Origin of the sequence: Nonomuraea sp. CA-218870, from assembly GCF_050936535.1 — a bacterium.
Classification (GTDB): domain Bacteria; phylum Actinomycetota; class Actinomycetes; order Streptosporangiales; family Streptosporangiaceae; genus Nonomuraea; species Nonomuraea corallina.
In genome coordinates, this window is the sequence record NZ_JBNJMN010000001.1 from 4441114 (window position 1) to 4454087 (window position 12974).

The window sequence follows — 12974 nt, forward strand, 5'->3', positions numbered from 1 at the left end:
AGCCCATATGCTGAGTCCAGATCGTTACCGGATGGGCCCGGGTTCCGCGTGTGGCGAGCCGCGGTCCGGGCACTGTCCGTCAACCAGAAGAGGGACGACAGCCGCTCGGCGCTGTCTGGAAAGGGTGGCGGTGCCGGAATGATCGCTGCGGATCAACCCGACCCGCCGTTGGTGCTCCTCGTCGAGGACGACCCCCAGGACGCGTTCATCGTGCGGGAGCTGCTCGAGGACAGTGGCCTGGCGGTGCGCCTGGAGTGGGCCAGGTCGCTCGACGAGGCGAGGCAGCTGCTGGCGCGGCTGCGAGCCCAGTGCGTGCTGCTGGACCTGGGCCTGCCCGACGCGCGCGACCTGTCGGCGCTGGCGGCGATGCGGGAGGCGAGCGGCGACGCGGCGGTCGTGGTGCTGACCGGGCTGGCGGAGGAGCAGGCGGGGCTGGCCGCGGTCACCGCGGGCGCCCAGGACTATCTGGTCAAAGGGCGCGTCGAGGCCGAGTGGCTCGGCCGCACGCTCCGCTACGCGATGCAGCGCAAGCAGGCCGAGCAGGCGTCCGTGGCGCTGCACGCCGAACGCATCCGCGCCGAGGAGAACGCCCGCCTGGAGCGCGGGCTGCTGCCCACGCCGCTGCTGCAGCAGATGCCGATCGAGGTGGTCACCCGCTATCGCGCCAGCCGCACGTCGGGCACGCTCGGCGGCGACTTCTTCGACGTGGTGGAGGACGACGACAAGGTCGTGCACGCCATGATCGGCGACGTGTGCGGCCACGGCCCCGACGAGGCCGCGCTCGGCGTCTGCCTGCGCATCGCCTGGCGCACGCTCGTGCTCAGCGGCGTGACCGGCACGGCCCTGCTCCGCCAGCTGGAGCGGGTGCTGCGGGCCGAACGCGGCGGTGACGAGATCTTCGTGACCATGTCGACGCTCGCGCTGGAGCCCGACCAGCGCACGGTGCGGGTGTGGCGGGCCGGACATCCCGGCCTGCTGGTCCACTCCGGCGACGCGGTCACCTGGGCGGAGCCGGGGCAGGGCCCGGCGCTCGGGCTCCCGCTGGAGTCGGACTGGGAGCAGAGTTCGCTGGAGCTGCCCGCGGGCGGCGGGCTGACGCTGTTCACCGACGGGCTGTTCGAGCGCCGCCTGCCCGGCGCGGGCATGCGGATGCTGGGCGAGGAGGGCCTGCTCCACGTCGCGCGCGAGCACGCCCACCTGTATGGCGAGGACTTCGTGGACGCGCTGATCGCCGGCACCGAGGCGGCCACCGCCGCCGACGCCTCCGCCGACGACGTCGCGGTGGTCCACCTGCGCTGGAAGGAGACGGCGTGATCGACCGTTCCGTGTCCGACACGGGCTGGCGGCGGCTGACGGTTCATCAGTGGTTCCTGCTGATGCTCGCGGCGATCACCGTGGTGGTCATGATCTTCGGCGTGGTCGGCGCCGTGATGCTGGAGCGCACCACCCATCTCGCGGGCGACCTGGTCGACCGCATCTCCCCGGCCAAGATCGAGGCGGCCGAGCTCCAGGGCTCGCTGCTGGACCAGGAGACGGGCGTGCGGGGCTTCCTCCTGACCGGCAACCGGGAGCTGCTCGAACCGTACGAGAGCGGCGTCGCCGACGAGCGGCGGCTGTACGAGCGCATTGAGGAGCTCGTCGGCGACCAGCCGAAGCTGCTGGCCCAGCTCCACGAGATCCGGCAGGCCGCCGCCGGCTGGCGGCGCGACTACGCCGAGCCGCTCATGGCGGAACGGCAGGCCGAGCGGCCGATCACCACGGCGGAGATGGAAGTGGGGCAGCCGGAGTTCGACCGGATCCGGGTGCTGCTCGGCACCCTGAACGACAGCCTCACGCAGTCGCGTCAGGAGGCGCGCGACCAGCTCGTGGCGGCCCAGCGGCTGCGCGACTGGATGTTCATCGCGATGGTGGTGATGTTCCTGGTGGCCGGTCTGTCGATGGCCGTGCTGCTGCGTCGTGCCGTGGTCCAGCCGCTGGACGAGCTGCGGATGGCCTCGCGGGAGGTCGCCGAGGGCAACTTCGACCACCCGATCCCGGCCCACGGCCCGTCCGACATCCGTGAGGTCGCGCTGGACGTGGACGAGATGCGCAGCAAGATCCTGGCCGCGCTGGAGGTGTCCCGCGACCACGAGGCGACGCTCGGCCAGCAGGCGGCCGACCTCGACGCCCAGGCGGTCGAGTTGCGCCGCTCCAACGCCGAGCTGGAGCAGTTCGCGTACGTCGCCTCGCACGACCTCCAGGAGCCGCTGCGTAAGATCGCCACGTTCTGCCAGCTGCTGGAGAAGCGGTACGTGGACGTGCTCGACGACCGGGGCCGGCAGTACATCCACTTCGCCGTCGACGGTGCCACCCGTATGCAGGGCCTGATCAACGACCTGCTGAGCTACTCGCGGGTGGGCCGGCTGTACGACGCGCGCAGGCCCGTCAACCTGCGGCTCAAGCTGGACAAGGCGCTGGACAACCTGTCCGCCAGGCTCGACGAGTCGGGCGCGACGGTCGAGGGTCCGGACAACCTGCCGCAGATCACCGGCGACCCGATGCTGCTGACCATGCTGTGGCAGAACCTCATCGGCAACGCCGTCAAGTTCCGCCACCCGGAGCGGCCGCCGGTCATCCGGATCGGGTGCGAGCAGGTGGAGGACGACGAGTGGCGCTTCTGCGTCACCGACAACGGCATCGGCGTGAACGCCGAGTTCGCCGACAAGATCTTCGTCATCTTCCAACGTCTGCACAACCGCGAGGCCTACGGCGGCACCGGCATCGGCCTGGCGATGTGCAAGAAAATCGTGGAGAACCACGGCGGCCGCATCTGGCTGGACACCACGTACGAGGGCGAGGGGACCAGGATCTGCTTTACGCTTCGTTCTGACACGCTTTCGTCGGAGGCCCGTTTCGCGGCCGCCACAGCCAGCTCAGAAGGACCCCGCGTATGAGCCCCACCGGACAGCCCATTGAAGTGCTTCTCGTCGAGGACGACCCCGGCGACGAGCTCATCACGCGGGAGGCGTTCGAGGACAACAAGATCGGCAACAACCTCCACGTCGTCCGCGACGGACTGGAGGCGCTCGACTTCCTCTACCAGCGGGGCGAGCACGTCGGCAAGCCGCGCCCCGACCTCATCCTGCTGGATCTCAACCTGCCGAAGTACGACGGCCGGCAGGTCCTGGAGAAGATCAAGAGCGATCCGGAGCTGCGCGCCATCCCGGTGGTGGTGCTCACCACGTCCTCCGCCGAGGAGGACATCCTGCGCAGCTACAAGCTGTTCGCGAACGCCTACGTGACCAAACCCGTCGATCTGAGCCAGTTCATGGCCGTGATACGGCAGATCGACGAGTTCTTCGTCACGGTCGTCCGCCTCCCCGGGCGGCATCAGTAGCCGACGACCTCCACGTAGTGCGGGTTGTACATCACCCCGATGATGTTGCCGAACGGGTCGACCACCGACGCCGTCACGAATCCCTCACCCCGCTCGACGATCCCCTGGTGCTTCTCGGCCCCCAGCGCCAGCAGCCGCTCGTAGGCCGCCCGCACGTCGTCGACGTGCCAGTACGCGACCACGCCGCCGCGCTCCGGGCCGTGCGGCCTCCAGGCGGCGTCGATGAGGCCGATCTCGTCCTGGTGGTCGCCGACGCGGAACTCGGTGTAGCCGAGCCGGCCGTCGGGGCCGTTGCGGTGGAAGTACGGCTCGACGCCGAGGAGTTCGGTGTACCACCGCTTGGCCGCCTCCAGGTCGTCGGCCCAGTAGCTGATGTTCGCGAGTCCACGCAACATGTGCTGCTCCCTTTGTCGTCGGTAGGAACGACACTAGGAGCCGTTGAGGAACATTCCGTTCCGCAATGGCTCACGGAGTGAGCGACGCGCGGGATTCGTTGAGGAACGCCCGTTCCGCCTCGTTCCCGGTGCGGGCGATCGCCTCCTCGTACGCCTGAGCCGCCTCCTCCACCCGGCCGAGCCGTCGGAGCAGGTCGGCGCGTACAGCGTGGAAGAGGTAGTAGGGAGCCAGGTCGAGGGCGTCGACCAGGTCGAGCGCCCGCGCCGGGCCCGACACCTCGGCGACGGCGACGGCGCGGTTGAGCGCCGCCACCGGGCTGGGCGCGACGGCCATCAGCAGGTCGTACAGCGCCACCACCTGCGCCCAGTCGGTCGGCGGCTCGCTGTGCACGGCGTTGATCGCCGCCTGGATCTGGTACGGCCCCGGGCTGTCACGGCGCAGGCAGCGGCGCACCAGCTCCCGGCCCTCCTCGGCCAGGTCCTCGTCCCACAGCCGCCGGTCCTGGTCGGCGAGCCGGACCAGCCGGCCGTCGGGGGTGGTGCGGGCCGGGCGGCGCGACTCCAGCAGCAGCATGAGCGCCAGCAGCCCGAGCGCCTCCGGCTCGTCCGGCATCAGCTCCACCAGCAGCCGTCCCAGCCGGATCGCCTCCGCGCACAGCTCCGCGCGCACCAGACGCTCGCCGGAGCCCGCCACGTACCCCTCGTTGAAGATCAGGTAGATGACGGCCAGCACCGACCGCGTCCTGGCGGGCAGGTCCGCCTCGCGCGGGACCCGGTACGGGATGCGCGCGTCACGGATCTTGCCCTTGGCGCGCACCAGCCGCTGCGCCATGGTCTTCTCCGGCACCAGGAAGGCGCGGGCGATCTGGGCGGTGTCGAGGCCGCCGAGCAGCCGGAGGGTCAGCGCCACCTGCGCGGCCCTGGACAGCGCCGGATGGCAGCAGGTGAAGATCAGGCGTAGCCGGTCGTCGCGCACGGGCCCCTCCTCGATGGGTTCGTCGCGGGCATGCAGCAGGGCGGCCTGGGCGTGCTTGCCGGCGCGGGCGGCCTCGCGGCGCAGCCGGTCGATGGCGCGGTTGCGCGCGGTGGTGATGATCCAGCCGGCGGGGGAAGGCGGCGGCCCGTCCTCGGGCCACCGCCGGACCGCGACGGCGAACGCGTCCTGGACCGCCTCCTCCGCCACGTCGATGTCGCCGAACACGCGGGTGAGCACGGCCACCGCCCGGCCGTACTCCTCGGTGAAGACGCGCTCGATGTCCATCAGATGATCGGGCGCACCTCGATCGGCAGGCCGACGACCTCGGCCAGCCGGCGGCCCCAGTCGAGCGCCGCGTCCAGGTCCGGCGCCTGGACGACGGTGAAACCGCCGAGGTGCTCCTTGCCCTCGGTGTACGGGCCGTCGGTCATGAGGACGTCGCCGTCCTGGGCCAGCAGCACGGTGGCGGTGGACGGCGGGTGCAGGCCGATCCCGAACATCCACGCGCCGGACGCCCGCATCTCCTCGTTGAGCGTGTCCAGCCTCTTCAGGATGGGGTCGAGGAGCTCGGGCGGCGGCGGGTCGCCGTCGGGCTCGTAGATGCTCAGCAGGTACTGCTTCATCGTCTCAATCCTCTCTCTCACCTCTCAGACGAACGGCCGCCGCCCGGATCGACAGCCGGACCGGGCCCGGACGGCCGCCGTGCTCGCCCCGGCGTCCGGCCCTCCAGTGTGGCGTCCCGGGACCGCCCTGCGTCCCCGGCTCCGAATCGGTCCTCAGGTCGGTGCCCGAATCGGCCCTTATCCCGGGTACCGATTCCCGCCAGGCTGAGGGGCATGACGACGACCCGCTTCGACGGCCGGCTCCTCACCCCCGGCGACGCCGGCTACGACACCGCCCGTACCGTCTGGAACGCCATGATCGACCGGCGTCCGCGCATGATCGTCCGCGCGTCGGGCGTCGCCGACGTGGTCGCCGCCGTGCGGCTGGCCCGGGAACTGGACCTGGAGATCGGGGTGCGCTGCGGCGGCCACAACGCGGCGGGCTTCGCCGTTCCCGACGACGGGCTCATGATCGACCTGACGCCCATGGGCGGGGTGCGGGTCGACCCGGCCCGCCGCCGGGCCCGGGTGCAGGGCGGCGCGCTGCTCGGCGCGCTGGACCGGGCCTCCCAGGCGTACGGCCTGGCCACCACCGCGGGCAACGTCTCGCACACCGGCGTCGGCGGGCTCACGCTCGGCGGCGGCATGGGCTGGCTGGCCCGCCAGTACGGCCTGACCTGCGACAACGTCGTCTCCTGCACGCTGGTCACCGCCGAAGGGGAGGTCGTGACCGCGAACCGCGCCGAGCACCCCGACCTGTTCTGGGCCCTGCGCGGCGGCGGCGGCAACTTCGGCGTCGTCACCGAGTTCGCCTTCCAGTTGCACCGCACCGGCACGCGGACGCTGGTCGCCGAGTTCGACTTCCGCGCCGAGGACGCCGTGCCGGTCATCGAGGGCTGGCGCGACCTGAACGCCGTCGCGCCCCGGCAGGCGACGTTCACCGCCGGCGTCGCCGGCGGTCCCGCCGGGCCGATCGCCACGCTGGGGTTCGTGTGGGTCGGCGACCCGGACGAGGGCCGCCGGCTGCTCCCCGCGATGCGGGCGCTCGGGCGTCCCGTCGCCACGCGCGTCACCACCCCGTCCTACCTGGAACTCCAGCGACGCGAGGACTCCACGGGCGGCCACGCCTACCGCCGCTACGCCAAGGCCCACTACCTGGGGCGATTCCCCACCGCGGCGATCGAGGCGTTCCTGCTGCGCGGCGCCGCCGACCTGAGCGCGAGCCCGCGCCTGCCGGCCGTCGGCCTGCAGGCGCACGGCGGCGCGATCGCCGAGATCCCGGACGCGGACACGGCGTTCAGCCACCGCGGCACGATGTTCGAGTTCGGCGCCGGCGCCCGCTGGACCGACCCGGCCGAGGACGAGGCCAGGATGGCCGCCGCCCGCGCCGCCGGCGCGTCGCTCGAACCGTACGCGAGCGGGGTGTACGTCAACTCGCTGACGGCCGACGAACTGGCCGACGGGCGGGGTGGGATGCGGCGGGCCTTCTCGCCCGCGAAGCTGGCCAGGTTGACCGCGGTGAAGACCGCCTACGACCCGGCCAACGTCTTCCACCTGAACCAGAACATCCGCCCGGCACGCTGACGCGCCGGTCAGCGCCCCCGTACCTCCCTGATGGCCCTGGCCAGCAGCGCGACCCCCTCGGCGATGGCGCTCTCGCCGAGGACGGCGTAGCCGAAGATGAGGCCGCCCGGCCCGGCGGAGGCGATCCGGTACGGGCCGACGCCGTGGATGCCGAGCCCGTGCCGGGCGGCGGCCGTCACCACCGCCGCCTCGTCGAGGCCGGGCGGGAGCCAGGCGACCACGTGCTGCCCGGCGGCGACCCCGGCCGGTTCCAGATCGGGCAGGTGGGTGCGCAGGGCGTGCAGCAGCGCGTCGCGGCGGCGGCGGTACACCGGACGCATCCGGCGCAGGTGGCGGTCGAACTCGCCGCGCGCGAGGAAGTCGGCGAACGCGAGCTGGTCGATGACCGGCGAGCCGCGGTCGGCGAGCATCTTGGCGTCGGCGACGTCGGCGGCCAGGCGGGCAGGCACGACCATCCAGCCGAGCCGCAGCCCGGGCGCGAGCGTCTTGCTGGCCGTGCCGCAGTAGACGACGTGATCGGGCGCCAGGCCCTGCATGGCGCCCACCGGCGACCGGTCGTAGCGGTACTCGGCGTCGTAGTCGTCCTCGATCACGATCGCGCCGCGGCGCTCGGCCCAGGCGATCACCTCGGCCCTCGCCGCGGCCGACAGCACCGCCCCGGTGGGCCACTGGTGCGACGGGGTGAGCACGATCGCGTCGGCGTCGGTCCGGTGGAGCGCGTCGACCCGGACGCCGTCCGGGCCCACCGGGACGCCGACCACGTCCAGACCGGCGGCGCGGGCCAGCACCCGGGCGTCGTCGTCGGACGACGGATCCTCCAGGGCGATCCTTCTCGCGCCGCGCCGGGCGAGCACCTGGATCAGCAGCGAGATGCCCTGCCCGTAGCCGTTGCAGATCACCATGGCGTCCGGGACGGACGAGGTGCCGCGGACCCGGTTGAGGTAGTCGCACAGGGCCTCACGCACTTCCGGGACGCCCCGGCCGTCGAGGTAGGCGAACCGGTCGTTGGGCGTGGCGGTGAGCACGGCCCGGACCGAGCGCAGCCAGGCGGCCCGGGGGAACCGCGACACGTCGGTGCGCCCGTACCCGAAGTCGATCCTGAAGCCCGCCCCGGAACCGGTGCTGCGCACGGGTGGCCGCGCCGTCGGAGCCGAGCCCGCCCCGGCGGCGGGCGGCGCGGGCGCGGCGACCCGGGTGTATCCGCCCGACCGGCTGGTGAGGTAGCCCTCGGCCACGAGCTGCTGATAGGCCTCCACGACCACCCCGCGGGACACCCCGAGCCCGGCCGCGAGGGTGCGGGTGGGCGGCAGCGACGTGCCCGATCGCAGCCGGCCGGCCCGGATGCCGGTGCGGATGGACGACTCGATCTGCCGGTGCAGGGGCACCCCCGCCTCCCGGTCCAGTTCGATGAGCAGGTCCTCGGCCGGCCCCGAATTGGTCCTCGATCGGTCCACGAAGTCGGACCTTACCGGCGTGTACCAATTCCTGCCAGGCTCAGTGGACCTGCCGCGGTCCAGGGGAGCCGGCTCTCTTCGACCACGGCATCGACCGCAAGCGGATCGCAGGAGGCGACGCGTGAACGACACCGAGCCACGGACCACGGCCGGGAAGGAGACGAGCCCGTGCTGAGACAGGTCGCGCAGGGTGTGCTGGTCCACGAGAGCGCGTTCGTCCGGAGCAACGCCGTGGTCGTGCACGGCCGGGCCGGCGTGCTGCTCATCGATCCCGGGGTGCAGGACCACGAGCTGGCCTGTCTCGCCGACGACCTGTCCGGTTCGGGGCGGACCGTGGTGGCGGGCTTCTCGACGCATCCGGACTGGGACCACCTGCTCTGGCATCCCCGGCTCGGCGAGGCCCCCCGGCACGGCACGGCCCGCTGCGCCGCCGCCGTCCGTGATCAGCTGTCCGACCCGGACGCCAAGGACCGCATCGCCGATCACCTGCTCGACACGGAGATCGCCGGGCAGGTCCCGCTGGACCTGCTCGGGCTCATCGACGGCCTGCCCGCCGGGACGACGCGGGTGCCGTGGGACGGCCCGGAGGTCCGGATCATCGAGCACCAGGCGCACGCTCCGGGCCACGCGGCGCTGTTCGTCGAGGACCGCGGGGTTCTCGTCGCCGGCGACATGCTCTCCGATGTCCTGGTCCCGATGCTCGACCTGGACGCCGCCGACCCGATCGGGGACTACCTCTCCGCGCTGCGACTGCTGGAGGGCGTGGCGGACGGCGTCGACGTGGTCGTGCCCGGCCACGGGTCCGTCGGCGGAGCCGGCGAGGCGCGGGCGCGGATCGAGCGGGATCGGGCGTACGTGCTCGCCCTGCGTGACGGCCTTCCCTTCAGCGACCCGCGCATCGGCCCGTCGGCCGCGCCAGGCTGGGAGTGGGTGAGCCAGGTGCACGCCGGACAGCTCCAGCGCCTGGCGGGCGGGGAGCGGGCGGGAGGCTGACGGTCCCGGCCGCCCGCTCAGCCGAAGGCGGCGGCCTCGACCATCTCGATGAGCGACTCGGCCGCCGCCCCGGCGTCATAGGCGGCGTCCCGCAGGTGCTCGCCGACGATGGCGTCGATCGCCCCGCCGGTGATGAGCGCGAGGGTGCGCGGATCGGGCCCGGGGCCCAGGTCCCGGGCCTCGCGGGCGTCCCGCAGCAGGGCGGCCAGCGGCTTCCAGCGGGCTTCCGGCGCGGGGCGGCCGTGGTGGAGCATCGCCTCGACGATCAGCCGGGCGTGGTCGGGGCGCTCGGCCAGGTGCCCGATCATCCGTCGCACGTACGCGGCCGGAGCCTGATCGGCGGGCACGGCCTCGACGGCCGCCCCGACGTCGGCCACCAGCGCGTCCAGCACCTGCGCGTGGGCCGCCGCCACGACCGCGTCCTTGGAGGCGAAGTGGTAGAGCACCGCACCCTTGGTGATGCCCGCGGCCTGGGCGATCCGTGCCAGCGAGGCGGCGGCGTAGCCGTGCTCGGCCACCAGCCGGATCGTGACCTCGATGAGCTGGGCACGCCGCGTCTGCTCGATGAAGCTGAGCGGCCTGTCCTCAGCTCCCGGCGTCGTTCGCCTTGCTGCCATGGGCACGACGGTATCGTGTCGCGTATCCTCTGACCATACGGTCAAAAATCTGACCGATGTTCAGAGGAGGGCACTCATGGAGGACGTCCACCCCGGCGGCCCGGCCGTCCCGCGCCGCCGCCGGGCGCTGAAGGTCACGGGCGGCGTCGCCGCCGTGCTGGTGGTCGCCGTGGCCTTCCTGCTGCGTCAGCCGTCACCGGTGGGCCACTGGAACAGCGCGGCCGACCGCGCGGAGTACATGGCCGCCTACGACCGGGCGATGGCGGACCTGCCGCGGGCCGCCGAGACGATCGACGTGCGGACCGACTTCGGGTTCGTGCGGGTCTACCGGTATGCGGGCGCCCCCGGCGGGGCCGGGCCGCTGGTGCTGCTGCCCGGCAGGGCGTCCGCGTCCCCGGTGTGGGCCGGCAACCTGCCGCACCTGCTCAGGATCGGTGACGTCTACACCGTCGATCTGCTGGGCGAGCCGGGCAAGAGCGTGCAGGACGCGCCGATCACCTCCGACGCGGACCAGGCGGCCTGGCTCGACCAGGTGCTCGCGCGGCTGCCGGAGGATTCCTTCCACCTGGTCGGGCTGTCCATCGGCGGGTGGACGGCCGCCAACCTCGCCGTCCACCGGCCGGGGCGCGTCGCCACGCTGACGCTGCTCGACCCGGTCTACACGTTCTCCGCCATCCCGGCCGGCACCGCGATCCGCGCCATCCCCGCCTCCGTGCCGTGGCTGCCGAAGTCCTGGCGCGACTCGTTCAACTCCTACACCGCCGGCGGCGCTCCCGTGGAGGACGTGCCGGTGGCGGACCTGATCGAGTCCGGGATGCGCGCCTACACGCTCAAGCTGCGGCAGCCCTCGCTCATCGAGGAGGGGAAACTGGGCGGCCTGACGATGCCGGTGCTGGCGATCCTGGCCGGGAAGTCCGTGATGCACGACCCCGGCGTCTCCCGCGAGGTCGCCGGGCGCGTGCTCGGGAACGGCACGGTGAAGGTCTACCCGGACGCCTCGCACGCGCTCGGCGGCGAGCACCCCGAGGAGATCGCCGCCGACCTCGCCGCCTTCCTCGCCGTCGGCTGAACGACCGGAACCCCGGGAGATGTATGCAAAAACCTTGTCCTCAGGTCCCGGTATGCCCATAATCGGGGCATTCGGCGTGAGGATGTATGCATGTCCGTCATTGATGATCTCAGGGCCCTGATACTCGGCGGCCGCTACGCGCCCGGCGACCGGCTGGGCGAGGTCGAGCTCGCCCAGCTGCTCCAGGTGAGCCGCACCCCCGTCCGCGAGGCGCTGCGCCACCTGCAGTCCGAGGGCCTGGTCGAGGTCACCGCCAACAAGGGCGCCAGAGTCGTCGAGTATCCGGCGGCGGACCTGGAGACGATCTTCGAGCTGCGGGCCAGGATCGAAGGGCTGGCCGCCAGGCAGGCCGCCGCGACCGCCACCGACGAGGACGTGGCACGGCTGCACGCGGTCGCCGTGTCGCTCGGCGAGCACGCCGACCGGCGCGAGCTGGACGCGGTCTACCGGCTCAACACCGAGTTCCACCAGGAGCTCGTGCGCCTGGGCGGCAGCGCCATCCTCGCCCAGTCGATCAGCGCCCTGATCCACTCACCCATCCTGCTGCGCACCTACGGCGCCTTCGACGAGGAGGCCATGCGGCGCAGCGTCAACCACCACATCGAGATCGCGGCGGCCGTCAAGGCCGGGGACCCCGAATGGGCGGAGGCGGTCATGCGAGCGCACCTGTTCTCGGCCCGCGCCTCCCTGCTCGGACCGAGGAAGAAGGCATGACACATCTCCCGTTGGACGACGTACGGGTCATCGAGCTCGGCCAGTTGCTGGCCGGACCCTTCTCCGGGCAGCTGCTCGGCGACTTCGGCGCGGAAGTGATCAAGGTGGAGGATCCCGGCCGCGGCGACCCGATGCGGCAGTGGGGCCGGGAGAAGCCGCACGGCAAGTCGCTGTGGTGGCCGGTCGTGGCGCGCAACAAGAAGTCGGTCACCTGCGACCTGCGCACCCGGCAGGGCCAGGACCTGGTCAGGAAGCTGGTGGCCGAGGCGGACGTGCTGCTGGAGAACTTCCGGCCCGGCACGCTGGAGCGCTGGGGCATGTCGCCGGACGAGCTGCACGCGATCAACCCCCGGCTGGTGATCACCCGGGTGACCGGGTTCGGGCAGACCGGCCCGTACGCGCCGCGCGCGGGCTACGGGTCGATCGGCGAGGCCATGGGCGGCATCCGTTACGTCACCGGCGACCCCAGCCTGCCGCCGTCGCGGGCCGGGATCTCGATCGGCGACTCGCTGGCCGCCACCCACGCCTGCGTCGGCACGCTGGTGGCGCTGCACGAGCGGCAGCGCAGCGGCCGCGGCCAGGTGGTCGACTCGGCGATCTACGAGGCGGTGCTGGCCATGATGGAGTCGCTGCTGCCCGAGTGGCAGCAGGCCGGCTACCAGCGCGAGCGCACCGGCCCCGTGCTGCCGAACGTCTCGCCCAGCAACGTCTACCCCACCCGGGACGGCGACGCGATCCTCATCGCCGCCAACCAGGACAGCGTCTTCGCCCGGCTGGCCCAGGTCATGGGCGCCGAGGAGCTGGCCGGCGACGAGCGGTACGCCACCCACGGCGCCCGCGGCGAGAACATGGACGAGCTGGACGGGATCATCGCCGCCTGGACCGCCGGCCACGCGGCCGACGAGCTGCTGCGGCTGCTGCACGACGGCGGCGTGCCGGCCGGGCGGATCTACACGGCCAAGGACATGTTCGCCGACCCGCACTTCGCCGCCCGTGAGGCCATCGTCAACGTGCCGCACCCGGACTTCGGCGAGGTGGCCATGCAGAACGTGGTGCCGAAGCTGTCCGGCACTCCCGGCCGGGTGCGCAGCGCGGGGCCCGCGCTCGGCCAGCACAACGAGGAGGTCTACGGCGGCCTGCTCGGACTCTCCCCTGAGGAGATCGCCGGCCTCTCCACGGCCGGAATCATCTAGA

The 12974-nt window shown here is 72.6% G+C and carries 13 protein-coding genes; 8 read left to right on the plus strand and 5 right to left on the minus strand.

The features are described from left to right. The first annotated feature begins 138 nt into the window (after nt 1–138). From ACQEUU_RS21565 to ACQEUU_RS21575, 3 genes are read left to right on the plus strand one after another with little or no spacing between them, the layout of a single operon-like run. Nucleotides 139–1314 carry a PP2C family protein-serine/threonine phosphatase gene (locus ACQEUU_RS21565; RefSeq protein WP_433068513.1) on the plus strand — a complete coding sequence of 392 codons (1176 nt, stop codon included), beginning with the start codon at nt 139–141 and terminating at the stop codon, nt 1312–1314. Beyond that, a complete protein-coding gene (locus ACQEUU_RS21570; protein ID WP_433068515.1) occupies nt 1311–2933 on the plus strand; it encodes a sensor histidine kinase in 1623 nt (540 codons plus the stop codon). The genes ACQEUU_RS21565 and ACQEUU_RS21570 overlap by 4 nt, the downstream gene beginning before the upstream one ends. Continuing rightward, nucleotides 2930–3376 carry a response regulator gene (locus ACQEUU_RS21575; RefSeq protein ID WP_433068516.1) on the plus strand — a complete coding sequence of 149 codons (447 nt, stop codon included), beginning with the start codon at nt 2930–2932 and terminating at the stop codon, nt 3374–3376. The genes ACQEUU_RS21570 and ACQEUU_RS21575 overlap by 4 nt, the downstream gene beginning before the upstream one ends. Here ACQEUU_RS21575 and ACQEUU_RS21580 read toward each other — a convergent pair. The 3 genes from ACQEUU_RS21580 to ACQEUU_RS21590 form a co-directional block, all read right to left on the minus strand. Continuing rightward, complete coding sequence (locus ACQEUU_RS21580; protein WP_433068517.1) at nt 3370–3771, minus strand: VOC family protein; 402 nt, start codon at nt 3769–3771, stop codon at nt 3370–3372. The genes ACQEUU_RS21575 and ACQEUU_RS21580 overlap by 7 nt on opposite strands. A 70-nt stretch (nt 3772–3841) precedes the next feature. Beyond that, nucleotides 3842–5032, minus strand: a complete 1191-nt coding sequence (locus ACQEUU_RS21585) for an RNA polymerase sigma factor (protein WP_433068519.1) — start codon at nt 5030–5032, stop codon at nt 3842–3844. After that, nucleotides 5032–5370 carry a YciI family protein gene (locus ACQEUU_RS21590; RefSeq protein ID WP_433068521.1) on the minus strand — a complete coding sequence of 113 codons (339 nt, stop codon included), beginning with the start codon at nt 5368–5370 and terminating at the stop codon, nt 5032–5034. Before ACQEUU_RS21590 ends, ACQEUU_RS21585 begins: the two co-directional genes overlap by 1 nt. Nucleotides 5371–5583: 213 nt before the next feature. Between ACQEUU_RS21590 and ACQEUU_RS21595 the strand changes: the two genes are divergently transcribed. Further along, the gene (locus ACQEUU_RS21595) at nt 5584–6933 is read left to right on the plus strand and encodes an FAD-binding oxidoreductase (protein ID WP_433068523.1); all 1350 of its coding nucleotides are present in this window, start codon (nt 5584–5586) and stop codon (nt 6931–6933) included. An 8-nt stretch (nt 6934–6941) separates the two neighbouring features. Here the strand turns inward: ACQEUU_RS21595 and ACQEUU_RS21600 are convergent, their stop codons facing one another. Then, nucleotides 6942–8387 carry a PLP-dependent aminotransferase family protein gene (locus ACQEUU_RS21600; RefSeq protein WP_433068525.1) on the minus strand — a complete coding sequence of 482 codons (1446 nt, stop codon included), beginning with the start codon at nt 8385–8387 and terminating at the stop codon, nt 6942–6944. A gap of 168 nt (nt 8388–8555) precedes the next feature. Here ACQEUU_RS21600 and ACQEUU_RS21605 point away from each other — a divergent pair, with 168 nt between their 5' ends. Continuing rightward, a complete protein-coding gene (locus ACQEUU_RS21605) occupies nt 8556–9380 on the plus strand; it encodes an MBL fold metallo-hydrolase (protein ID WP_433068527.1) in 825 nt (274 codons plus the stop codon). A 17-nt stretch (nt 9381–9397) separates the two neighbouring features. Here ACQEUU_RS21605 and ACQEUU_RS21610 read toward each other — a convergent pair whose 3' ends face one another. Further along, nucleotides 9398–9997: a TetR/AcrR family transcriptional regulator gene (locus tag ACQEUU_RS21610; protein WP_433068529.1), complete on the minus strand. Its 600-nt coding sequence runs from the start codon at nt 9995–9997 to the stop codon at nt 9398–9400. A 76-nt stretch (nt 9998–10073) separates the two neighbouring features. On the opposite strand from ACQEUU_RS21610, the gene ACQEUU_RS21615 reads away from it, so the two are divergent. The 3 genes from ACQEUU_RS21615 to ACQEUU_RS21625 all read left to right on the plus strand — a co-directional run bounded on the left by ACQEUU_RS21615 (nt 10074) and on the right by ACQEUU_RS21625 (nt 12973). Next, on the plus strand, nt 10074–11066 hold the full coding sequence (locus tag ACQEUU_RS21615; protein WP_433068531.1) for an alpha/beta fold hydrolase: 993 nt from the start codon (nt 10074–10076) through the stop codon (nt 11064–11066). Nucleotides 11067–11156: 90 nt separating this feature from the next. Next, on the plus strand, nt 11157–11780 hold the full coding sequence (locus tag ACQEUU_RS21620; RefSeq protein ID WP_433068533.1) for a GntR family transcriptional regulator: 624 nt from the start codon (nt 11157–11159) through the stop codon (nt 11778–11780). Then, nucleotides 11777–12973, plus strand: a complete 1197-nt coding sequence (locus tag ACQEUU_RS21625; RefSeq protein ID WP_433068535.1) for a CaiB/BaiF CoA transferase family protein — start codon at nt 11777–11779, stop codon at nt 12971–12973. Before ACQEUU_RS21620 ends, ACQEUU_RS21625 begins: the two co-directional genes overlap by 4 nt. The last annotated feature ends 1 nt before the right edge of the window (nt 12974 follow it).

Coding starts and splice junctions, on each gene's coding strand:
- ACQEUU_RS21625 (WP_433068535.1), top strand. CDS start 11,777: ATGACACATCTCCCGTTGGACGACGTACGGGTCATCGAGCTCGGCCAG.
- ACQEUU_RS21595 (WP_433068523.1), top strand. CDS start 5,584: ATGACGACGACCCGCTTCGACGGCCGGCTCCTCACCCCCGGCGACGCC.
- ACQEUU_RS21585 (WP_433068519.1), bottom strand. CDS start 5,032: ATGGACATCGAGCGCGTCTTCACCGAGGAGTACGGCCGGGCGGTGGCC.
- ACQEUU_RS21615 (WP_433068531.1), top strand. CDS start 10,074: ATGGAGGACGTCCACCCCGGCGGCCCGGCCGTCCCGCGCCGCCGCCGG.
- ACQEUU_RS21580 (WP_433068517.1), bottom strand. CDS start 3,771: ATGTTGCGTGGACTCGCGAACATCAGCTACTGGGCCGACGACCTGGAG.
- ACQEUU_RS21575 (WP_433068516.1), top strand. CDS start 2,930: ATGAGCCCCACCGGACAGCCCATTGAAGTGCTTCTCGTCGAGGACGAC.
- ACQEUU_RS21590 (WP_433068521.1), bottom strand. CDS start 5,370: ATGAAGCAGTACCTGCTGAGCATCTACGAGCCCGACGGCGACCCGCCG.
- ACQEUU_RS21610 (WP_433068529.1), bottom strand. CDS start 9,997: ATGGCAGCAAGGCGAACGACGCCGGGAGCTGAGGACAGGCCGCTCAGC.
- ACQEUU_RS21620 (WP_433068533.1), top strand. CDS start 11,157: ATGTCCGTCATTGATGATCTCAGGGCCCTGATACTCGGCGGCCGCTAC.
- ACQEUU_RS21565 (WP_433068513.1), top strand. CDS start 139: ATGATCGCTGCGGATCAACCCGACCCGCCGTTGGTGCTCCTCGTCGAG.